Consider the following 21,259-nt stretch of genomic DNA (forward strand, 5'->3'; position numbering starts at 1 on the left):
GTTTGTTTGGAACGTGCTGATACGCAGCAACTAAATGCCGATGCCCAGCGGCGATGGTGTCCGGTCCGGTAGATCTTCAAAAATCGACAGCACCGCAAGAAAGCTGTCCTGCGGAGCGGCCTCCAGCGTGAGCCAGTCCCCGTGGGCCGGATGACGCAAGCGCAAGGCCGTCGCGGCCAGCATCAGGCGGCTGGTGCCAAAGCGCTCGGCAAAGTAGTGGTTGTGGCGGGTGCGGCCGTAGTTGGTGTCGCCGATGATCGGGTGGCTGATGTGCTGCAGGTGGCGGCGTAGCTGGTGCTTGCGTCCGGTGACCGGCTGCAGCTCCACCAGGCTGTAGCGGCTCTGCGGATAGCCCTCGATGGCTACCGGGATCTCGGTGGTGGCCAGGCGCCGGTAGTGGGTCAGCGCTTCGCGTAGCGGCTGCTCGACGTCTTTCTCGCGCCGATCGGTGGCGTGCTCGCGCAGCGGATGATCGATGCAGCCCTGTTCCGGCGTCCAGCCACGCACCACGGCCAGATAGGTCTTGTGGATCTCGCCGGCCATCCAGGCCTGACCCAGTTGGCTGGCCGTCTGCGGATCGCGGGCGAACAGCAGCAGGCCGGAGGTCGGCCGGTCGAGGCGGTGTACCGGGTAGACATGCTCGCCGTCATTCAGTTCGCGGGCATATTGCAGGGCGAACTCGGTTTCGTGCCGGTCAATCGGGCTGCGGTGTACCAGCAATCCGGCCGGTTTATGCACTGCCAGCAGCCAGTTGTCGCGGTACAGCACGCGCAGCGGGTTGCTACATGGCGCGGGGGGTGAGGGCGTTGGCACCGGTTTAGTCCGTGCGCCACTGGATTTCGCTGACGCCCTCGGCGCTGACCTTCAGCCAGCGATCGGCATCGGCTTCGCCTTGCTCCTCGCTCCAGCTGCCGGGGGCGCAGCGCACCTGCACACCTAGGGCCGCGAAGGCCGCTTGGGCACAGGCCAGATCGTCCGCCCAGGGGGTCTGATCGCTTTCCAGCAGCAGGCTGCTCCAGCGCCCGATGGCCTTGGGCAACCAGGTCACCGGAATGCCGCCGGCCGTGCAGCGCTGCACCTGACCGCGGGTCTGCCACGGTGTGCAGGGGCCGATGGCCTGTTCTAGCCAGGCGCTGACCGCTGGCAGTTCGACGTCCTTGAGGTAGATCTCGATGTCCGGTTGGCGCATGGGGCAATTCCTTGGGCGGGGCAGTGGGTTCAGCGGCGCTCGATCCAGTCGTAGCGGGCGGAGACGGTGACCTCGAAAGGCTCGGCGAGGATCCGCTCGCGCCGCTCGGCATTGACGCGCCAACCATGCGGGGTCATCGCCAGCAGGTCGCTGCGCGCCTCAAGGCTGTCCAGGATCAGGCGGAACTCGAGGGTCTGGGTGTCGGCCAGCTGCAGACTGTCGGGCAGGGCGTTCAGGTGCTTGTCGTCCTGATAGTCGCGCACTTCATCGTAGAGCTTCTGGCGCAGCTCGTAGAGGTGCAGGCGTGCCGGGCCCAGACGCAGGATGCCGCCACCGGGACGCAGCAGACGCGCAGCCTCATTCCAGTCGATCGGGCTGAACACGCTGGCCAGCAAGGTGCAGGAGCCGGTAGTCAGCGGGATGCGGGCCATGCTGGCGACCATCCAGGTCAGTTGTGGGGCGCGTTTGCAGGCGCGCTTCACTGCCTCGCGGGAGATGTCCAGCGCGTAGCCATCGGCCGCGGGCAGGGCAGCGGCCAGCTCGGCGGTGTAGTAACCCTCGCCGCAGCCGATGTCGATCCAGCGTGTGGGCGTCTTGGCGGCGGCCAATTCAGCCAGTCGCGTCGCCAGCGGTGCATAGTGGCCGGCACCGAGAAAGCGCCGCCGGGCCTCGACCATTGCCGCGTTATCGCCCGGGTCCAGGCTCTTTTTGTGCTGGACGGGCAGCAGGTTCAGATAGCCCTGCCGGGCGCGATCGAAGCGATGGCCATGCGCGCATTGCACGCCGGTTGCCTCAGTGTGCAGGGCGCTGCTGCAGATCGGACAGATCAGCATGCTCAGGCCGCCAGCAGACGCACCAGCGTCTGGTAGTAGATTTCGGTGAGCAGGTCCAGATCGCTGGCCAGCACCCGCTCATCCACCTGATGGATGGTGGCATTGACCGGGCCGAGCTCAACCACCTGGGTGCCGAGGGTGGCGATGAAGCGCCCGTCCGAGGTGCCGCCGGTGGTGGAGGGCTTGGTCTCACGGCCGGTCACCGCCTGGATGCTGGCCGAGACGGCATCCAGCAGCGCGCCCGGCTCGGTGAGGAACGGCAGGCCAGAGAGGGTCCAGTCGATGTCCCAGTCGAGCCCGTGCTTCTCCAGGATCTGCGCGACACGCTGCTTTAGGCCTTCCACGGTGGACTCGGTGGAGAAGCGGAAGTTGAACATGCAGGTCAGCTCACCCGGAATCACGTTGGTGGTGCCGCTGCCGGCATGCACGTTGGAAATCTGGAAGCTGGTCGGCGGGAAGAAGGCATTGCCGGCATCCCAGTGCTCGGCGGCCAGTTCGGCCAGTGCCGGGGCCGCCAGGTGGATCGGGTTGCTGGCCAGGTGCGGATAGGCCACATGCCCCTGCACGCCCTTGACGCGCAGCTTGCCGTTCAGCGAGCCGCGCCGGCCGTTCTTGACGATGTCACCGACCAGCGCCGTGCTCGACGGCTCACCGACGATGCACCAGTCGAGGCGCTCACGGCGCGCGGCCAGCCGCTCGACCACCGCCTGGGTGCCGTAGAGCGCCGGACCTTCCTCGTCGCTGGTGATCAGGAAAGCGATAGCGCCCTGATGCTGCGGATGATCGGCGACGAAACGCTCAACAGCGACGATCATGGCCGCCAGGCTGCCTTTCATGTCTGCGGCGCCACGCCCGCGCAGCATGCCGTCCTCGTCGATGAACGGTGCGAACGGCGGGTATTGCCAGGCCTCCAGCGGGCCGGTGGGTACCACGTCGGTATGGCCGGCAAAGCACAAGACCGGGCCTTCGCCACCGCGCCGGGCCCAGAAGTTCTCCACGTTTTCGATGTTCATGGGCTCGAGGGTGAAGCCACAAGCGGCCAGGCGCGCCATCATCAGGGCCTGGCAACCTTCATCCAGCGGAGTGACGGAGGCGCGGCGAATCAGCTCGCAGGCCAGTTCGAGGGTGGGAGAGAGGGTGGTCATGCAGACTCCGAAGCGGGGGCAGATCGAGGGGGGCTATCTTAAAGGAAAACGGCGCCCGTTCGGGCGCCGTTCTCGTGAAGGTGCGGCCGGTATCAACCCACCCGGTGCCTCACCTGCCGTCAGCCCGGCGTCGGCACCTCGTCCGCGTTGTCCTGAGGCGCTTTGGCCGACAGCAGGGCCATCAGCAAGGCGGCCAGATAGGGCAGGGACTGCACCAGCAGGACGGCGACCCAGAAGTACACATCCAGGCTGGGGACTGGCTGGGTCAGGGCAATGCCCAGCGCGGCGCCCCACAGCAGCAGCATGACGAAGACTTCCTCGCGGGCTTCCGCCAGGGCCACCAGCAAGCCGTGACTGCTGCGCATCTTCGGGGTGCGGAAGAACGGAATGCTGCGGGTGAACAGGCCGTAGATCACCGCTTTGGCGATGGTGTGGGAGAGCGCGAGTCCCGCCACGGCGGCAGCCATTGCATCCCACATGCGCACACCCATGGCCCGGCGGTACAGGTAGAGGATCTTGCCGAGCTTGAAGACAAACAGGGCCAGCGGCGGGATGGCAAAGATCATCAGCGGCGGATCGACCCGGTTGGGGACGATGATCATCGCCGCCGACCAGAGCAGGGCGCCGAGGGTAAAGAACACGTTGAGGCCGTCAGCGACCCACGGCAGCCAGCCGGCGATGAAGTGATAGCGCTGCCCGCGCGACAGCTCGCTGCCGCGCCCGAGGAACAGGCTGGCCGCATGGTGCTTCATGATCTGCATGGCGCCATAGGCCCAGCGAAAGCGCTGCTTCTTGAAATCGATGAAGGTGTCGGGCATCAGGCCGCGGCCGTAACTCTGCTCGGAATACGCGGCGGAGAGGCCTTTCTCGAAGACCCGCAGACCCAGCTCGGCGTCCTCGGTGATGCACCAGTCGGCCCAGCCCAGCTCGCTCATCACTGCGCGGCGGATCATGGTCATGGTGCCATGCTGGATGATCGCGTCACGGTCGTTGCGGGTCACCATGCCGATGTGGAAGAAGCCCTTGTACTCGGCAAAGCACAGCTTCTTGAACAGCGACTCATGGCCATCACGGTAATCTTGTGGCGACTGCACCACGGCAATCTGCGGATCGCTGAAGTGCGGCACCATGTGCTTGAGCCAGTCGGGCTCGACACAGTAGTCGGAGTCGATCACCGCGATGATCTCGGCATCGGCGGCGGTGCGCTCGAGCACATAGTTCAGCGCGCCGCCCTTGAAGCCGGCCAGCGGGGCGACATGGAAGAAGCGAAAACGCGCCCCGAGGGTTTCGCAATGCGTCTGCACCGGTTCCCAGACCGCCGGATCCTTGGTGTTGTTGTCGATCACCAGCACTTCAAAGTCCGGGTAGTCAAGGCGCGACAGGGCATCGAGGGTCTGTTTGACCATCTCCGGCGGCTCGTTGTAGCAGGGCACATGGATCGACACCTTGGGCCGCCAGGCATCATCGCCCGTCACGGCGAGGAACGGACGCACCCGCTGGCGCTTCCAGACCGTTTCCGCCAGCTCGTGCGCCTCGGTGAGCAGCACGATCATCACCCCCAGGGCGCCAAAGCCCAGTAGGATGCCGACCAGGCTACCGAACCAGGTGCTGTATTGCTGGCTGTAGTCGTAGGCGATCCAGACCAGCAGGGTAGCGGCGAGGAAGGCCACCACGGTCAGGAAGGTGCGCCCGCGCTGGCGCAGGGCGCTGCCGTCGATCAGCAGCAGGGCCAGCGCCAGCATGCCGAGCACCACGGAGGCGCTGGCCAGCAGGCGCCATTCGGGGATTTCCACCACGTGGCCAGTGAAGGGGAATTTGGGCTGGCGCTCGGCGTTGTAGACACCCCAGTAAGCGCCCACCGCGCCTTCATCGCCGGCCTTCCACGGCTGATCGAAGGCCTCGATGACGAAGTAGTTGTAACCCCGGGCATTCAGGGTATTGACCAGGCTGCGCAGGTACAGCGCCTGTTCGGCCTGGTCCGCCACTGCGCCGCCGCGGGTGCGCCCGTTGCTCGGCCAGCCGACCTCGCCCAGCAGCAGTGGCTTTTTCGGGAACAGCTGCTTGAGCTCGCGGGCGCGCTCCAGCACGAACTGCACGGAATCCTCGCGGGGCACGAACTCCCAGTAGGGCAGGACGTGGGCGGCAACCAGATCGACATGCTTGGCCAGTTCCGGATACTTCTGCCAGATATGCCACTGCTCGGCGGTGGTGACCGGCACCTTGAGGGCGCCGCGGACCCGGTCGAGGTAGCCGATCATCTGCTCGACGGTCACCTCCTCGCGGAACAGCGCTTCGTTGCCGACCACCACGCGCACCACGTTGCGCTGCTGGCGGGCGATCTCGATACCGCGCTGGATCTGCCACTCGTTGGCTTCCAGATCATTGCTGAGCCAGATGCCCAGCGTGACCCGAAGGCCTGAGTCTTCCGCCAGACGGGGGATGTCGCCGAGGATGCCGTCCACCGAGTAGGTGCGCACGTTGTCGGTCTGGCGGCTGAGCAGTTCAAGGTCTTGCCGCACCTCGGCCTCGCTGGGGTAGATCGCTTCCTGCGGATTCTGACCCAGGCGAAACGGCGAGTAGGAATAGCCGGAGATATTGTCCGGCCAGTCGGGCGCCTTGATCGGCTGGTTGTACCAGGCCCACAGGCCAGTGAACAGGGAGGCCACGGCCACGACCATGACCAGGTTGAGACCCAGTTTGCGAGCAGACATGTATGCGGGGTTCCGAGAAGTGGAACAGAGAGATCCGACGAGCGTCGGGGCGCGCGCATCCTACTCCCGGCCCTCTGGGCTGTACAGGGGGTGGCCCGCTGTGCGCACCGTCACCACAAATCTATAATGCGCGACGCATTTTTTCGGGGGTTTCATGCAGATCGATGAGCAGCGTTTTGGCGGCATTGCCCGTCTTTATGGTCGCCTCGGCCTTGAGCGGCTGGCGAGTGCCCATGTGGCGGTGGTGGGGATCGGTGGGGTGGGTTCATGGGTGGCCGAGGCACTGGCGCGCAGCGGGGTGGGTGAGCTTTCGCTGTTTGATCTGGACGATGTCTGCGTGACCAACACCAACCGGCAGATCCATGCGCACACCGGCAACATCGGGCGCGCCAAGGTCGAGGCGATGGCTGAGCGGATCCGCGCGATCAACCCGAATTGCGTGGTGCACGCGGTGGCCGATTTCGTCACCCGCGAGAGCATGGCCGAGCACATCACCGAGCAGCTGGACGGAGTGATCGACTGCATCGACAGCGTGGCGGCCAAGGCGGCGCTGATTGCCTGGTGCAAGCGGCGCAAGATTCCGATCATCACCACCGGCGGTGCGGGCGGGCAGATCGACCCGATCCAGGTGCAGGTGGCGGATCTGAACAAGACCTTCAATGACCCGCTGGCCGCCAAGGTGCGCTCGCTGCTGCGCCGCGACTATGGTTTCTCCCGCGCCCCGGGGCGCACGTACAGCGTGCCGTGCGTGTTTTCCAGCGAGCAGCTGCGTTATCCAAAGCCGGATGGCAGCGTCTGTCAGACCAAGGGGTTTGCCGGTGAGGGCGTGCGGCTGGACTGTGCCGGCGGTTTTGGCGCGGTGATGATGGTGACTGCGACCTTTGGCATGGTGGCGGCCGCCCGGCTGATCGACAAGCTGGTTGCTGGAGCGCGGCGCCCGGCCGAGCGCAAGGCGGCCAGTACACAGAGCGCTGCCGCCGAGGGATGAAATACGGCTGTGGGCCGGCCCCTCAGGCCGCCAGTGCACGGATGCGCGTGAGCACCGCATTCAGTCCGTTGCTGCGCGAGGGTGAGAGCTGACGGGCGAGGCCAAGCTGGGTGAACCAGTTGGCAAGATCGACGCTCGCCAGCTCCGTAGCGCTCAGGCCATTGACGCGCAGCAGCAGCAATGCCAGCAGGCCGCGTAGCAGACGCGCATCGCTGCTGGCGCGGTACTGCAAGCGTGTGCCGTGATGATCGGCAACCAGCCAGACCTGGCTCTCGCAGCCATGCACCTGGTTTTCGGCGCAGCGCTCGCTGTCCGTCAGCGGTGCCAAGCGCTCGCCCCATTGCATCAAGAGACGGGCCCGCGCCTCCCAGCTGGCACAGGTGCTGAATGCAGCCAGTGCCTCATGGGCGGCGGCGGGCAAGTGCTCGGGGGGGGAGGCGGTGTGTTGGCTCATCGTAACAGGTCCAGGGCATGGTGGAGGGCGGCGAAGAAGCGCTCCAGATCATCGCCGTCGTTGTAGAGCGCCAGAGAAACCCGCAGGGCGCCCGGCAGGCCGAGGTGTGCCAGCAGCGGCATGGCGCAATGCTGGCCGCTGCGCACCGCGATGCCTTGCTCGGTCAGCAGGTGCGCCAGGTCGCTGTTGTGTACCCCGGCGACGGTGAAGCAGGCCAGCGCCGTATCGGGCTGGCCCAGCAGCTGCAGCCCCTCGAAGCGGCTAAGTCCGGCGAGTAGGCGCTGGTGCAGCGCCGCCTCATGGGCGGCCATTGCCTGACTGTCGAGGCTCATCAGGTAATCCAGGGCGGCGCCCAGGCCAATGGCGGCGGCAATCGCCGGGGTGCCGGCTTCAAAGCCGAGCGGTGCCGGGCGAAAGCGCGCGCTGTGGTAGTCGGCCTGCTGCACCATTTCGCCGCCAAACTGCCAGGGCCGCAGCTGGGCCAGCGCCTCCGGGCGGCCATACAGCACGCCGATGCCATCCGGGCCATACAGCTTGTGGCCGGAGAACAGGTAGAAATCGCAATCCAGTGCACTCAGATCCGGGCGCTGATGCACCACGCCCTGCGCGCCATCCACCACGCTCAGCGCCCCTTGCGCGCGGGCCAGGGTCAGAAGGGGCTGCAGCGGTTGCCAGCGTCCCAGCACATTGGACAGCTGGCTGACTGCCAGCAGACGGGTGCGCGGGCCGATCAGTGTGGCCGCCTGCTCTAGGTCGATGTCGCCGGCGGCATCCAGCGGCAGGATTACCAGCTCCAGCCCACGGCGCTGGGCGAGCTGCTGCCAGGGCAGCAGGTTGGCATGATGCTCCAGGGCGCTGACCACCAGCGCATCACCCGGCTGGAAATGATGCTCCAACCCGTAAGCCAGCAGGTTGATGCCCTCGGTGGTGCCGCGGGTAAAGATGATCTGCTCAGCCTGCCCGGCATTCAGCCAGTCGGCGATTTTCTGCCGCGCCCCCTCAAAGGCCCGCGTGGCACGCTCGCCCGGCAGGTGCTGGGCGCGATGCACATTGGCAGCGCCCTGGGCGTACACCTCATAGAGGGTATCCAGCACCGCCTGGGGTTTTTGCGCGGTGGCGGCGCTGTCCAGATAGGTCAGGGCATCGGCGTGAAAACGGGCAAAGGCCGGAAAGTCGGCGCGCCAGGGCGAGGGCAGGGACATGGCGATTCCTGTCTGGGGCGATGCTGCCTTGCGGCGTGCATGCAGGCATTTGCGGCAGAGGGGTGGCCGCTGGGGGGGCGCGAGCGCTTACCTCCAGCGGCATTGAGCCAGGCGGGAAGACGCCGAGGCCTCTTCCCGTCTGAGTCGCGGGCTCAATTGTGTGCGTGCAGCACTTCGTTGAGCTCGATGGCGGTTTTGTTGGTCTGGCACTCGACCGCGCCGGTCTGCGAGTTGCGGCGCAGCAGCAGATCGCTCTGCCCGGCGATATCGCGGGCCTTGACCACTTCCACTAGCGTGCCCTGATCGTCCAGCACGGCGACCTTGGTGCCGGCGGTGATGTACAGGCCGGATTCTACGGTGCAGCGATCGCCCAGCGGGATGCCGATGCCGGCATTGGCGCCGATCAGGCAGCCTTCACCGACCGAAATGACGATGTTGCCGCCACCGGACAGGGTGCCCATGGTCGAGCAGCCGCCGCCGAGATCCGAGCCCTTGCCGATGAACACGCCGGCCGACACGCGGCCTTCGATCATGCCGGGACCCGCGGTGCCGGCGTTAAAGTTGACGAAGCCCTCGTGCATGATGGTGGTGCCTTCGCCGATGTAAGCGCCCAGACGCACGCGGGCGCTGTCGGCGATGCGCACGCCGCTCGGCACCACGTAGTCGGTCATTTTCGGGAACTTGTCGACCGAGAAGACTTCCAGCAGCTCGCCGCGCAGGCGTGCTTCGAGCTGGCGCTCGGCCAGCTCGTTCAGATCGATCGCGCCCTGGTTGGTCCAGGCGACGTTGGGCAGCAGCGGGAAGATCCCGGCCAGGCTGGTGCCGTGCGGCTTGACCAGACGATGGGACAGCAGGTGCAGCTTGAGGTAGGCCTCCGGCGTGGTTTCCGGGGCGGCATCGCTGGCCAGCAGCACGGCGACCAGCGGCTTGCGGCTTTCTGCCAGACGGGTCAGCAGCGCCGCCTGCGCGGCATCGATACCCTTGAGCAGGCCGGCCAGTTCATGGGCCTGGTTGTTGCTGAGGGCGATGGTCTGGTTGCCCTCGGTATAGCCCAGCGGCGCGGCAATGGCATCAACCAGTGCGGCGGCCGGGGCCAGCAGCGGCTGGGCGTAGAAGACTTCCAGCCAGGCGCCTTGGCGGTTCTGGGTGCCAACGCCAAAGGCGATGCTGTAGAGGTTCTGCGACATGCGGAGTCTTTCCTTCTGAGAGTTACGGGCCACCGGCTCAGGCGAACGCGGCAGCGTAGAGGTCCGGCTTGAAGCCGAGCAGGGTTCGGGAGCCGAGGTCGAGGACCGGGCGCTTGATCATCGACGGCTGTGCGAGCATCAGCTCGATGGCGCGCGCCTGATCGAGATTGGCTTTCTCGGCCTCGGGGAGTTTGCGGAAGGTGGTGCCGGCGCGGTTGAGCACCTTGTCCCAGCCGTGTTCGTTGCACCAGGCCTCCAGACGTTCAAGGTCGATGCCGGCGACCTTGTAGTCGTGAAACTGGTAGGCCACACCGTGCTCGTCGAGCCAGGCGCGGGCCTTTTTCATGGTGTCGCAGGCCTTGATGCCGTACAGGTACACGGTAGTCATCACGAAGTTCTCGTCAGTTCAGGGCCAGAAACAGGCGATAGGCCAGCGAGGAGAGCATCACCAGCACACCGATGGCCATCACCACCACGCCGGCATCGCTGGCGCGCCGGGCGTAGCCGGTGCCGAGCAGCAGCATGCCGAGCAGGATCAGCGCGGTCATTACGTTGAGCGGATTGTCCATCATCCGGCGCGGCGCTCCAGATAGGCGCGGATACGCTGCGCGGCTTCGACGCATTCGGCCAGCGGCGCGACCAGCGCCATGCGCACCCGCCCGGCGCCCGGGTTGATGCCGTCGGCTTCACGGGACAGGTAGGAGCCGGGGACCACGGTGACGTGTTCCTGCTCGAACAGCTCGCGGGTGAAGGTGGCATCATCCAGCGGGGTCTTCGCCCACAGGTAGAAGCCACCGTCCGGGTATTCGACCTCCAGTACGCCCTGGAGAATCTCCAGCACCGCGGCAAACTTCTCGCGATACAGGTCACGATTGGCACGCACGTGGCCTTCGTCGTTCCAGGCGGCGATGCTGGCCAGCTGGGTCTGCACCGGCATGGCGCAGCCGTGGTAGGTGCGATAGAGCAGGAACGGCTTGAGGATCTCGGCATCCCCGGCGACAAAGCCCGAGCGCAGGCCCGGCAGGTTGGAGCGCTTGGACAGGCTGTGGAACACCACGCAGCGCTTGAAGTCTTGGCGGCCAAGGGCCACGCAGGCGCTGAGCAGGCCGGGCGGCGGGTTGTCCTCGTCGAAATACAGCTCGCTGTAGCACTCGTCGGCGGCGAGCACGAAATCATACTGATCCGCCAGGGCGATCAGCTTCCTCAGGGTCTCTAGCGGTACCAGTGCACCGGTGGGATTGCCCGGTGAGCAGATGAACAGGATCTGGCAGCGCTGCCAGACCTCGGCCGGCACGGCGTCGAAGTCCGGGTTGAAGCCGTTGTCTTCCAGACAGGGCAGGTAGTGCGGCTGGGCGCCGGCCAGCAGGGTGGCGCCTTCGTAGATCTGGTAGAACGGATTGGGGCTGACCACCAGCGCGTCCGCCGAGCGATTCACCACGGCTTGTGTGAAAGCAAACAGCGCCTCGCGGGTGCCGTTGACCGGCAGCACATGGCGGGCCGGATCCAGCCAGCCGGCCGGCACGCCAAAGCGCCGCTCGCACCAGGCGCTGATCGATTCGCGCAATGCCGGTAGACCCAGGGTAGTCGGGTAGACGGCCAGCTGAGCCAGATTATCAGCCAGCGCCTGGGCGACAAACTCCGGGGAGCGGTGCTTGGGCTCGCCGATCGAGAGGGCGATGGGGTTCTTCTCTGCCGGTGGCTGGGCACTGGCCAGCAGGGCACGCAGCTTCTCGAACGGGTAGGGCTGCAGCAGGTCAAGGGCTCGATTCATCGAAAAAATCCTGTATCAGAAGCGGATGCTGGAGGGCGTCGCCAGCGTGGCGGCCGCATCGGAGAGCTGCTGGATGATGGCATCCTGCAAGTGCGCGCAGAGCTCGGGGTCGGCCAGCGGCTGACCGGCGGCATTGGTCACGAAGAATACGTCCTCGACCCGCTCGCCCAAGGTGACGATCTTGGCGTTCTGCAGCGAGAGGTCGAAGTCGAGGAAGATCTGCCCGATCCGCGCCAAAAGGCCCGGGCGGTCCGGGGCAATCACCTCGATGATGCTCAGCGAGCGCTGGGCATCGGTCTGGATGGTGACCCTGGGCGCGAAGGCAAAGCTCTTGAGCTGGCGCGGTACCCGGCGCTGGATGATGCTGCTGTAGTGCTCGGGGTGTTGGAGCGCTTCGGCCAGCCCGGCACGGATCTCCTCGATACGCGCAGGGTTTTCGCCGATCGAGCCGCCATCAGCATCCAGCACCACATAGGTATCGAGGGTGAACTGGCTGGTCGAAGTGAGGATGCAGGCGTCCTGAATGCTCAGGTTGAGCTGATCCATCGCGGCGACGGTCACCGCGAAGAAATCGTGCTGGTCGGGGGCATAGATGAAGATCTGCGTGCCGCCCTCGAACTCGCGCTGGGTGGTTTCCTGAATGAGGATCAGCGGCGATCCGTCATGGCGATGCTGCAGGATGGCCTCGCTGTGCCAGGCGATGTCAGCGACGCTGTGGCGCAGGAAGTAATCGTCGCCCAGCTGACTCCACAGCTGCTCGGCGGCATCGCTGTCGATGATGCCGCGCTGGCGCAGCAGGGCCAGTGCCGCATGCTGGTGCTCGCGGATCAGGTCTTCGCGATCCGGCGGATTTTCCAGGCCGCGCCGCAGCGCCAGGCGGGTTTCGGCGTACAGCTGGCGCAGCAGCGCGGCGCGCCAGGAGTTCCACAGGCTGGGATTGGTGGCGTTGATGTCGGCCACGGTCAGCACATAGAGGTAATCCAGGTGCACCTGATCGCCCATGCGCACGGCAAATTCATGGATCACCTGCGGGTCGGAGAGGTCCTTGCGCTGGGCGGTGGTGGACATCACCAGGTGATGGCGCACCAGCCAGGCCACTAGGCGGGCATCCCAGGACGGTAGCTGGTGGCGGGCACAGAAGGCCAGCGCATCGGCAGCGCCCAGCTCGGAGTGATCGCCGCCACGGCCCTTGGCGATGTCGTGGAACAGGCCGGCGAAGTAGATCAGCTCGGGCTTGGGCAGCTTGCCCATCAGCTCGCTGGCCAGCGGGTACTTCTCGGCAAATTCCGGGTGACTCAGCTTGCGCAGATGGCGGATCAGGTTGAGGGTGTGGGCATCAACGGTATAGATATGGAACAGATCATGCTGCATCTGCCCGATGATGTGGCCGAACTCCGGCAAATAGCTGCCGAGGATGCCGTAGCGGTTCATCCGTCGCAGGTTACGATGGATGCCGCGCGGTGAGCGGAACAGCTCGACAAACAGGCTGGTGTTGCGCAGGTCAGACCGGTACGCCTCATCGATCAGATAGCGATGGTCGCGCAGCAGGCGGATGGTCGCTGCACGCACGCCACGGATTTCCGGATGAGCGGCCATCAGCACGAAGATTTCCAGCAGGGCGCTGGGGGTGCGTTTGAACACGCTGGGCGAGGTGACCTCGATGAAGCCATCGCGCACCTGGAAGCGGTTGTTGAGGGCGCGCGGCGGGCCGGGTTCGCTGGGTTCGGCCAGCAGTTCCTCAAAGCTCTGATTGACCAGATCGCCCAGCTCGGAAACCGCCATGACCACCCGGTAATACTTCTGCATGAAGCGCTCGACCGCCAGCTTGCTGGTGCTGGCTTCAAAGCCAAGCAGGCCGGCCAGGCGGCGCTGGTGGTCAAAGAGCAGGCGATCCTCGGCCCGTCCGGTGATCATGTGCAGGGCGTAGCGGACCTTCCAGAGAAAATCACGCGAGCTCTTGAGGATGGCCAGTTCCCGCTCGCTGAGTACGCCGCTGCCGACCAGCTTGTCCAGCTCCAGGGTGCCGTACAGCCGGCAGGCGATCCAGAGGATCTTCTGCAGGTCACGCAGGCCGCCGGGCGAGCCTTTGATATTGGGCTCAAGGTTGTATTCGGTGTCGTTGTACTTGGCGTGGCGGGCGCGCTGCTCGGCGCGCTTGGCGAGGAAGAACTCGCGTGCCGGCCACATGTGCTGCGTTGAGGTGGCCTCGAGCATGCGCTGGCGCAGGGCATCGCTGCCGGCCAGGGTGCGGCTTTCCATCAGGTTGGTGATCACCGTCAGATCGGCGCGTGCTTCGCTGACGCACTCCTCGATCGAGCGCACGCTCTGGCCAACCTTGAGGCCGCAGTCCCAAAGCAGGGTGAGGAAGCCTTCCAGGGGCGTGCGCAGCGACTCGTGATGGTTGCCATCCAGCAGGATCAGAAGGTCGATATCCGAGTGCGGGTGCAGCTCACCACGCCCATAGCCGCCCACCGCGATCAGGGCGACTCCCGCCGATCCCCAGTCAAAGCGCGACCAGGCGGCGGTGAGGAGCTGATCGATGAACCAGGCGCGGCCGTGGATCAGTGGGCGGATGTCGCCGTCCGCGCTGAAGCGGCTGTCGAGGATGTCCGATGCCCGCTGGATTGCCTTGCGAAAGGCCGCCACCGGGCTGCTTTTCAGCGCCAGTTCGGCCTGGAACTGGCCACGGTCGAACAGTTCAGGATCAGCATGGAGCGTGGGCATCGGCGATTCCTTGGCGGGTCAGGGGGCGCAATGGGCGATGGTGTCGTCCGCGCGCAGGGTCAGGATCTCGTAGCCGGTCTCGGTGACCAGGATGGTGTGCTCATACTGGGCGGAGAGCTTGCGATCACGGGTGATCGCCGTCCAGCCATCGCCGAGCAGGCGGGTTTCATAACGCCCCTGATTGATCATCGGCTCGATGGTGAAGGTCATCCCGGCTTTGAGTTCCATGCCGGTGCCGGCGCGGCCGTAATGCACCACCTGCGGCTCTTCATGGAAAACAGTGCCGATGCCGTGGCCGCAGTATTCGCGGACCACCGAGAAGCCGTTTTTCTCGGCATGCTTTTGGATGATTTCGCCGATGTCGCCAAGACGCGCGCCGGGGCGCACCACGGAGATGCCCTTGTACAGGCACTCCTGGGTGATCTTGCACAGACGCTCTGCCCACTCCGGCACCTTGCCGACCAGGAACATCTTGCTGGTATCGCCGAAATAACCATCCTTGATCACGGTGATGTCGATATTGATGATGTCGCCATCCTTGAGCGGCTTGTCATTGGGAATGCCATGACAGACCACATGGTTGACCGAGGTGCAGATCGACTTGGGGAAGCCCTTGTAGTTGAGCGGCGCCGGGATCGCCTGCTGCACCTCGATGATGTAGTCATGGCAGATCCGGTTGAGCTCATCAGTGGTGACGCCGGCGCGTACATGTGGCTCGATCATCTCCAGCACTTCGGCGGCCAGACGGCCGGCGATGCGCATTTTCTCGATATCCTGGGGGGTCTTGATGGAAACGGTCATGGGATCTCTCGGCCGGGAGGCGCAGCGTACAGGAAGGCCGCGATTCTAGCAGACAGGCCCCGCAGGGCCAGCCCTGCCTGCGCCGGCAGTGGTTTATCGTCGCCGGTAAACGTGCTATAAAGCGCCGCGCTTTTCGGGGTGGTCCCGAAAAGGCACAAGAAACCACACACGCATCGACACACTGTCCTGGGTGCCTTCAATGGTTGGACTTTGGGATGCGTGGAGGCACAACCCGATACATCGAGGAATACCAATGTCCCAAGTTTCCATGCGCGACATGCTGAAAGCCGGCTGCCACTTCGGTCACCAGACCCGTTACTGGAACCCGAAGATGGGCAAGTTCATCTTCGGCGCGCGCAACAAGATTCACATCATCAACCTCGAAAAGACCCTGCCGATGTTCAACGAAGCCCTGAGCTTTGTTGAGAAGCTGGCTGCTGGCAAGAACAAGATTCTGTTCGTCGGCACCAAGCGCTCTGCAGGCAAGATCGTTCGCGAAGAAGCAGCCCGCGCTGGCATGCCGTTCGTTGACCACCGCTGGCTGGGCGGCATGCTCACCAACTTCAAGACCATCCGCGCTTCCATCAAGCGTCTGCGTGAGCTCGAAACCCAGTCTCAGGACGGCACTTTCGACAAGCTGACCAAGAAAGAAGCACTGATGCGCACCCGTGAACTCGAGAAGCTCGAGCGCAGCCTGGGTGGCATCAAGGACATGGGCGGTCTGCCGGACGCCATGTTCGTGATCGACGTTGACCACGAGCGCATCGCCATCAGTGAAGCCAACAAGCTGGGCATCCCGGTCATCGGCGTAGTCGATACCAACAGCAGCCCGGAAGGTGTGGACTACATCATCCCCGGTAACGACGATGCCATCCGCGCCGTGCAACTGTATCTGGGCGCGATGGCTGATGCCGTGCTGAGTGGCAAGGCCAAGTCCGGCACTGGCGAAGAGTTCGCCGAGGCCGTTGCTGGCGAAGCCGCTGCTGGCTGAGTCACGACTCGCGTCGCGTCATCCAGTGCGCAAAAAGGGGGCTAGGCCCCCTTTTTGCCACCTCGAGAATCGAAAGCCCGCCTGCGGGCGGCATGGTTGATTACCCATCCAAGAGGATTTTGTACATGGCAGAAGTGACTGCAGCCCTGGTAAAAGAACTGCGTGAGCGTACCGGTCAGGGCATGATGGAGTGCAAGAAGGCGCTGGTGGCCGCTGGTGGCGACATCGAGAAGGCCATTGACGACATGCGCGCGTCCGGCGCCATCAAGGCGGCCAAGAAGGCGGGCAACATTGCCGCTGAAGGTTCGATCGCTGCCAAGGTTGCCGCTGACGGTAAGTCCGCGGTGATGATCGAAGTCAACTCGCAGACCGACTTCCTGGCTCTGCAGGATGACTTCAAGGGCTTTGTCGCTGCGAGCCTGGAAGAAGCCGTTGCCAACGGTCTGACCGACGTCGCGCCGCTGATCGCTTCCCGCGAGTCCGCACGTGAAGCCCTGGTCGCCAAGTGCGGCGAGAACGTCAATATCCGCCGTCTGGTGCGCGTGGAAAGCGACGTGGTTGGCGCCTACCTGCACGGCCACCGCATCGGCGTGCTGGTCTGCCTGAAGGGCGGCAACGAAGAGCTGGCCAAGGACATCGCCATGCACGTGGCTGCGTCCAACCCGCAGTTCCTGAGCGGTGACCAGGTTTCTGAAGAAGCCATCGCTAAGGAAAAGGAAATCTTCCTGCAGCTGAACGCCGAGAAGATCGCCGGCAAGCCGGAAAACATCGTCGAGAACATGGTCAAGGGCCGTATTGCCAAGTTCCTCGCTGAAGCCAGCCTGGTCGAGCAGCCGTTCGTCAAGGATCCGGATGTCAAGGTCGGTGAGCTGGCCAAGAAAGCCGGTGCCGAGATCGTGTCCTTCGTGCGTTACGAAGTGGGCGAGGGCATCGAGAAGGCCGAGAGCGACTTCGCGGCCGAAGTGGCTGCCCAGGTAGCGGCTGCCAGCAAGCAGTAAGATGGTCTGATACCATCCTGAAAAGGCTGCCCGCCCTGGCGTGCAGCCTTTTCTATGAAGGCCCGAAAGTGCTGCGGGCCGGCGCCAGGCAGTGACTGGCGAACTTCCCCGTACCAGCCGCTGCGCTGGTGGTGCAGCCCCGGTTTTTCCGTTTCCCATGCCGCAGGAGATTCGTATGGCCCAGCTCAGTGGTCGCCAACCCCGCTACAAACGCATTCTGCTCAAGCTCAGCGGTGAAGCGCTGATGGGCAGCGAAGAGTTTGGCATCGATCCCAAGGTGCTGGATCGCATGGCACTGGAAATCGGCCAGCTGGTCGGTATCGGTGTACAGGTCGGTCTGGTGCTGGGTGGTGGCAACCTGTTCCGCGGTGCAGCGCTGAGTGCTGCCGGCATGGATCGCGTGACCGGTGATCACATGGGCATGCTGGCGACCGTGATGAACTCGCTGGCCATGCGTGATGCCCTGGAGCGCTCGAATATCCCGGCGCTGGTGATGTCGTCGATTTCCATGGTCGGGGTGACCGATCATTACGATCGCCGCAAGGCGGTGCGCCATCTCAACACCGGTGAGGTTGTGATCTTCTCTGCCGGTACCGGCAATCCCTTTTTCACCACCGACTCGGCGGCCTGCCTGCGGGGCATCGAGATCGATGCCGATCTGGTGCTCAAGGCCACCAAGGTCGATGGTGTGTACACTGCTGACCCGTTCAAGGATCCCAACGCCGAGAAATTCGAGCGTCTGACCTATGACGAGGTGCTGGATCGCAAGCTGGGCGTGATGGACCTGACGGCCATCTGCCTGTGCCGTGATCACAAGATGCCGCTGCGGGTGTTCAACATGAACAAGCCCGGAGCCTTGCTAAACATTGTTGTCGGGGGCGCTGAAGGCACCCTGGTCGAAGAGGGTTGAAAAATGATCAACGAGATCAAGAAGGACGCGCAGGAGCGCATGAAGAAGTCGCTGGAATCGCTGGATCATGCCTTTGCCAAGATCCGTACCGGTCGCGCCCACCCGAGCATTCTGGACAGCGTGATGGTCTCCTACTACGGCGCCGACACCCCGCTGCGCCAGGTCGCCAACGTGACCGCTGAGGACTCGCGTACCCTGGCCCTGACCGTGTTCGACAAGAGCATGATCCAGGCAGTCGAGAAAGCGATCATGACCTCTGATCTGGGTCTCAATCCGGCCACGGCGGGCACTACCATTCGTGTGCCGATGCCAGCGCTGACTGAGGAAACCCGCAAGGGCTACACCAAGCAGGCGCGTGGCGAGGCTGAAAACGCGCGTGTCGCCGTGCGCAACATCCGCCGCGATGCCCTGGGTCAGCTCAAGGACTTGGTCAAGGACAAGGAAATCAGCGAAGACGAAGAGCGCCGCGCCGCTGAAGACGTGCAGAAGCTGACCGACAAACACGTTGCCGAGATCGACAAGGCCCTCGAGGCCAAGGAAGCCGATCTGATGGCGGTCTGACGAAGGCTACGCATGGACAAGACCCTGCAGGCCGGCACCCATACGGTGCCGCGCCATGTGGCCATCATTATGGATGGCAATAATCGCTGGGCGAAGCGGCGCTTCCTGCCCGGCGTGGCCGGTCATAAAGCAGGGGTCGATGCGGTCCGCGCCGTCATTGAGGTCTGTGCGGATGCCGGGGTCGAGGTGCTGACCCTGTTCGCCTTCTCCAGCGAAAACTGGCGGCGTCCGGCTGATGAGGTCGGCGCGCTGATGGAGCTGTTTCTGCTGGCGCTGCGCCGTGAAGTGCGGCGTCTGGCGGCGCATGGCATCGCGCTGCGCATCATTGGCGACCGTAGCCGCTTCCAGCCTGAACTGCAGGCCGCTATGGAGAAAGCCGAGGCAGAGACGGCAGGTGGCACGCGCATGCTGCTGCAAGTCGCCGCCAATTACGGCGGGCAGTGGGATATCACCCAGGCTGCTCGCCATCTGGCCAGTGAGGCCGTGGCGGGGCGCTTGGCGGTCGAAGAGATCCAGCCGCAGCACCTTGAAGCGGCGCTGGTGACCTCCGGGCAGCCGTCGGTGGATCTGTGTATCCGTACCGGTGGCGAGCAGCGCATCAGCAATTTCCTGCTCTGGCAGATGGCGTACGCCGAGCTGTATTTCTCGCCGCTGTTCTGGCCCGACTTCAAGCAGGCGGCGATGCGCGAGGCGCTGGATGATTTTGCCAGCCGGCAGCGGCGCTTTGGCCGCACCAGCGAGCAGGTGATCGCTGACCAACACTCACGGGATTCCACATGCTGAAACAGCGCATCATCACCGCCCTGTTCATGTTGCCGGTTGCACTGGCTGGCTTCTTCTGGTTGCAGGGCGGCTGGTTTGCCCTGTTCATTGCGGCGGTGATCACGGTGGGTGCTTGGGAGTGGGCGCAGCTGGCGGGCCTTGCGGCGCAGCGTCAGCGTATCGGTTACGCCGCACTGGTGCTGCTGGCACTGGGGGTTCTGTATCTGTTGCCGGCGCTGGCGGTGCCGGTGCTGTGGCTGGCGCTGCTCTGGTGGCTGCTGGCGGTCTTGCTGCTGTACGGTTATCCGTCCAGTGCCCGTTTCTGGCAGGCACGCGGTCTGCGGCTGTTGATCGGTCTGCTGGTGCTGCTGCCCGCTTGGCAGGGGCTCATGCTGCTCAAGGCTTGGCCGCTGGGTAACCTGCTGATCCTTGCGGTGATGCTGCTGGTCTGGACGGCCGATATCGGTGCCTATTTTGTCGGGCGTCGTTATGGCCAGCGCAAGCTGGCACCGGCGGTCAGTCCGGGCAAGAGCCGCGAGGGTGTGTATGGGGGGCTGGCAGCCTGCCTGCTGCTGACGGTGCTGGCATCGGTGTATTTCGACTGGACGGTGCGCCAGTTGCTGCTGGCGCTGCCGGCGGTGGCGCTGCTGGTACTGGTGTCGGTGGTGGGTGATCTGACTGAAAGCATGTTCAAGCGCCAGGCCGGCCTCAAGGACAGCAGTGCGCTGTTGCCCGGGCATGGCGGGGTGCTGGATCGTATCGATAGCCTGACGGCTGCGGTGCCACTGTTTGCCGTCCTGCTGTGGCTGTATGGCTGGAGTGCGACATGAGTGCGGTCAATACCCTGGAGCCTCGCCCGGTCACGGTGTTGGGCGCGACCGGTTCGATCGGTCAATCAACGCTGGATGTGCTGGCCCGCCATCCGCAGGACTATCAGGTCTTCGCCCTGACGGGCTTCTCGCGTCTTGAACTGCTGCAGCGTCAGTGCCTGCAGCACCGGCCGCGTTATGCCGTGGTGCCTGACGAGGCGGCAGCCAGTGCACTGCGCGAGGCGTTACGGGCTGCAGGTCTGGCGACTGAGGTGCTCAGTGGTGAGCAAGGCCTCTGCGCTGTGGCTTCTCATCCGGATTGTGCCATTGTGATGGCCGCGATTGTCGGCGCTGCCGGGCTGACATCTACCCTGGCGGCGGTGGAGGCAGGCAAGCGCGTGCTGCTGGCCAATAAGGAAGCGCTGGTGATGTCTGGTGCGCTGTTCATGCAGGCTGTCGAGCGCTCGGGGGCTGAGTTGCTGCCGATCGACAGTGAGCACAATGCGATTTTTCAGTGCATGCCCGGTGACTATGCGCGTGGTCTGCAGCGGGTGGGGGTGCGCCGCGTACTGTTGACGGCCTCCGGCGGGCCATTCCGTGACTGGTCGCTGGAGCAGATTGCCCGCGCGACCCCTGAGCAGGCTTGCCGCCACCCTAACTGGTCGATGGGTCGGAAGATTTCTGTCGATTCCGCTAGCATGATGAACAAAGGGCTGGAGCTGATCGAGGCCTGCTGGCTGTTCGATGCGCCGCCCGCACGGGTCGAGGTGGTGGTCCATCCGCAGAGCGTGATTCATTCGCTGGTCGACTATATCGACGGCTCGGTGTTGGCGCAGCTGGGTAATCCGGACATGCGTACCCCGATTGCCCACGCGCTGGCCTGGCCGCGGCGTATTGATTCCGGGGTAGAGCCGCTGGATCTCTTTGCCATTGCGCGCCTGGAATTTGAAGCCCCGGACCTGCAGCGCTTCCCCTGTCTGGCGCTGGCCCGGCAGGCCGCTGAGGCCGGTGGGACGGTGCCGGCCCTGCTGAATGCCGCGAACGAGGTGGCTGTAGAGGCTTTCCTTGACGGGCGCAGCGGTTTTGCTGACATTCCACGGCTGATCGCCGCGGTCCTCGAGCAATTGCCGAGAGATGATGCGGGTAGCCTTGAGCAGGTGCTGGAGGCCGATCGTCAGGCCCGTCTGGCAGCTCAGGCGTGGCTGCAGCAGTACGCACACTGA

The 21,259-nt window shown here is 64.6% G+C and carries 21 protein-coding genes; 8 read left to right on the plus strand and 13 right to left on the minus strand.

Features of this window, described 5'->3' with window-relative positions; all coding sequences use genetic code 11:
- Positions 1–30 precede the first annotated feature (30 nt).
- From MXC11_RS07370 to MXC11_RS07390, 5 genes are all read right to left on the minus strand, one after another.
- The gene (locus tag MXC11_RS07370) at positions 31–813 is read right to left on the minus strand and encodes a pseudouridine synthase (RefSeq protein ID WP_250007138.1); all 783 of its coding nucleotides are present in this window, start codon (positions 811–813) and stop codon (positions 31–33) included.
- 4 nt (positions 814–817) lie between these two features.
- On the minus strand, positions 818–1,189 hold the full coding sequence (locus MXC11_RS07375; protein WP_250007140.1) for a hypothetical protein: 372 nt from the start codon (positions 1,187–1,189) through the stop codon (positions 818–820).
- A 29-nt stretch (positions 1,190–1,218) separates the two neighbouring features.
- A complete protein-coding gene (locus tag MXC11_RS07380) occupies positions 1,219–2,022 on the minus strand; it encodes a putative RNA methyltransferase (protein ID WP_250007142.1) in 804 nt (267 codons plus the stop codon).
- Between the two features lie 2 nt (positions 2,023–2,024).
- Positions 2,025–3,167 (minus strand): succinyl-diaminopimelate desuccinylase, encoded by a 1,143-nt coding sequence (gene dapE, locus MXC11_RS07385; protein ID WP_250007144.1) that lies wholly within the window; start codon positions 3,165–3,167, stop codon positions 2,025–2,027.
- A gap of 119 nt (positions 3,168–3,286) precedes the next feature.
- Positions 3,287–5,878 (minus strand): glycosyltransferase, encoded by a 2,592-nt coding sequence (locus MXC11_RS07390; RefSeq protein ID WP_250007146.1) that lies wholly within the window; start codon positions 5,876–5,878, stop codon positions 3,287–3,289.
- A 154-nt stretch (positions 5,879–6,032) separates the two neighbouring features.
- Between MXC11_RS07390 and tcdA the strand changes: the two genes are divergently transcribed.
- Positions 6,033–6,866, plus strand: a complete 834-nt coding sequence (tcdA, locus tag MXC11_RS07395) for a tRNA cyclic N6-threonylcarbamoyladenosine(37) synthase TcdA (RefSeq protein WP_250007148.1) — start codon at positions 6,033–6,035, stop codon at positions 6,864–6,866.
- 22 nt (positions 6,867–6,888) lie between these two features.
- Here the strand turns inward: tcdA and MXC11_RS07400 are convergent, their stop codons facing one another.
- The 8 genes from MXC11_RS07400 to map all read right to left on the minus strand — a co-directional run bounded on the left by MXC11_RS07400 (position 6,889) and on the right by map (position 15,005).
- Positions 6,889–7,320, minus strand: coding sequence for a SufE family protein (locus tag MXC11_RS07400; protein WP_250007150.1), 432 nt, complete (start codon positions 7,318–7,320; stop codon positions 6,889–6,891).
- Complete coding sequence (locus tag MXC11_RS07405; RefSeq protein WP_250007157.1) at positions 7,317–8,522, minus strand: aminotransferase class V-fold PLP-dependent enzyme; 1,206 nt, start codon at positions 8,520–8,522, stop codon at positions 7,317–7,319. Before MXC11_RS07405 ends, MXC11_RS07400 begins: the two co-directional genes overlap by 4 nt.
- Positions 8,523–8,674: 152 nt before the next feature.
- Positions 8,675–9,709, minus strand: a complete 1,035-nt coding sequence (gene dapD, locus MXC11_RS07410) for a 2,3,4,5-tetrahydropyridine-2,6-dicarboxylate N-succinyltransferase (protein WP_250007159.1) — start codon at positions 9,707–9,709, stop codon at positions 8,675–8,677.
- A 37-nt stretch (positions 9,710–9,746) separates the two neighbouring features.
- Positions 9,747–10,097, minus strand: coding sequence for an ArsC family reductase (locus MXC11_RS07415; RefSeq protein WP_250007162.1), 351 nt, complete (start codon positions 10,095–10,097; stop codon positions 9,747–9,749).
- Positions 10,098–10,110: 13 nt separating this feature from the next.
- Positions 10,111–10,281 carry a hypothetical protein gene (locus MXC11_RS07420; protein WP_250007164.1) on the minus strand — a complete coding sequence of 57 codons (171 nt, stop codon included), beginning with the start codon at positions 10,279–10,281 and terminating at the stop codon, positions 10,111–10,113.
- Entirely contained in the window at positions 10,278–11,480 is a 1,203-nt protein-coding gene (gene dapC / locus MXC11_RS07425; RefSeq protein WP_250007167.1) for a succinyldiaminopimelate transaminase, read from the minus strand. Before dapC ends, MXC11_RS07420 begins: the two co-directional genes overlap by 4 nt.
- 15 nt (positions 11,481–11,495) lie before the next feature.
- The gene (locus MXC11_RS07430; protein ID WP_250007169.1) at positions 11,496–14,204 is read right to left on the minus strand and encodes a [protein-PII] uridylyltransferase; all 2,709 of its coding nucleotides are present in this window, start codon (positions 14,202–14,204) and stop codon (positions 11,496–11,498) included.
- 18 nt (positions 14,205–14,222) lie between these two features.
- Positions 14,223–15,005 carry a type I methionyl aminopeptidase gene (gene map, locus MXC11_RS07435; RefSeq protein ID WP_250007171.1) on the minus strand — a complete coding sequence of 261 codons (783 nt, stop codon included), beginning with the start codon at positions 15,003–15,005 and terminating at the stop codon, positions 14,223–14,225.
- 253 nt (positions 15,006–15,258) lie between these two features.
- Here map and rpsB point away from each other — a divergent pair, with 253 nt between their 5' ends.
- From rpsB to ispC, 7 genes are all read left to right on the plus strand, one after another.
- The gene (gene rpsB / locus MXC11_RS07440; RefSeq protein WP_250007173.1) at positions 15,259–15,996 is read left to right on the plus strand and encodes a 30S ribosomal protein S2; all 738 of its coding nucleotides are present in this window, start codon (positions 15,259–15,261) and stop codon (positions 15,994–15,996) included.
- 125 nt (positions 15,997–16,121) lie between these two features.
- Positions 16,122–16,994, plus strand: a complete 873-nt coding sequence (gene tsf / locus MXC11_RS07445) for a translation elongation factor Ts (RefSeq protein WP_250007175.1) — start codon at positions 16,122–16,124, stop codon at positions 16,992–16,994.
- A gap of 175 nt (positions 16,995–17,169) precedes the next feature.
- Complete coding sequence (gene pyrH / locus MXC11_RS07450) at positions 17,170–17,904, plus strand: UMP kinase (protein ID WP_250007177.1); 735 nt, start codon at positions 17,170–17,172, stop codon at positions 17,902–17,904.
- Between the two features lie 3 nt (positions 17,905–17,907).
- The gene (gene frr, locus MXC11_RS07455; RefSeq protein WP_250007179.1) at positions 17,908–18,465 is read left to right on the plus strand and encodes a ribosome recycling factor; all 558 of its coding nucleotides are present in this window, start codon (positions 17,908–17,910) and stop codon (positions 18,463–18,465) included.
- Positions 18,466–18,477: 12 nt separating this feature from the next.
- Positions 18,478–19,248, plus strand: a complete 771-nt coding sequence (uppS, locus tag MXC11_RS07460) for a polyprenyl diphosphate synthase (protein ID WP_250007181.1) — start codon at positions 18,478–18,480, stop codon at positions 19,246–19,248.
- Entirely contained in the window at positions 19,242–20,057 is an 816-nt protein-coding gene (locus MXC11_RS07465) for a phosphatidate cytidylyltransferase (protein WP_250007183.1), read from the plus strand. Before uppS ends, MXC11_RS07465 begins: the two co-directional genes overlap by 7 nt.
- Positions 20,054–21,259 (plus strand): 1-deoxy-D-xylulose-5-phosphate reductoisomerase, encoded by a 1,206-nt coding sequence (gene ispC / locus MXC11_RS07470; RefSeq protein ID WP_250007185.1) that lies wholly within the window; start codon positions 20,054–20,056, stop codon positions 21,257–21,259. The genes MXC11_RS07465 and ispC overlap by 4 nt, the downstream gene beginning before the upstream one ends.

Source organism: Pseudomonas eutrophicaquae (assembly GCF_023544715.1).
GTDB lineage: Bacteria > Pseudomonadota > Gammaproteobacteria > Pseudomonadales > Pseudomonadaceae > Geopseudomonas.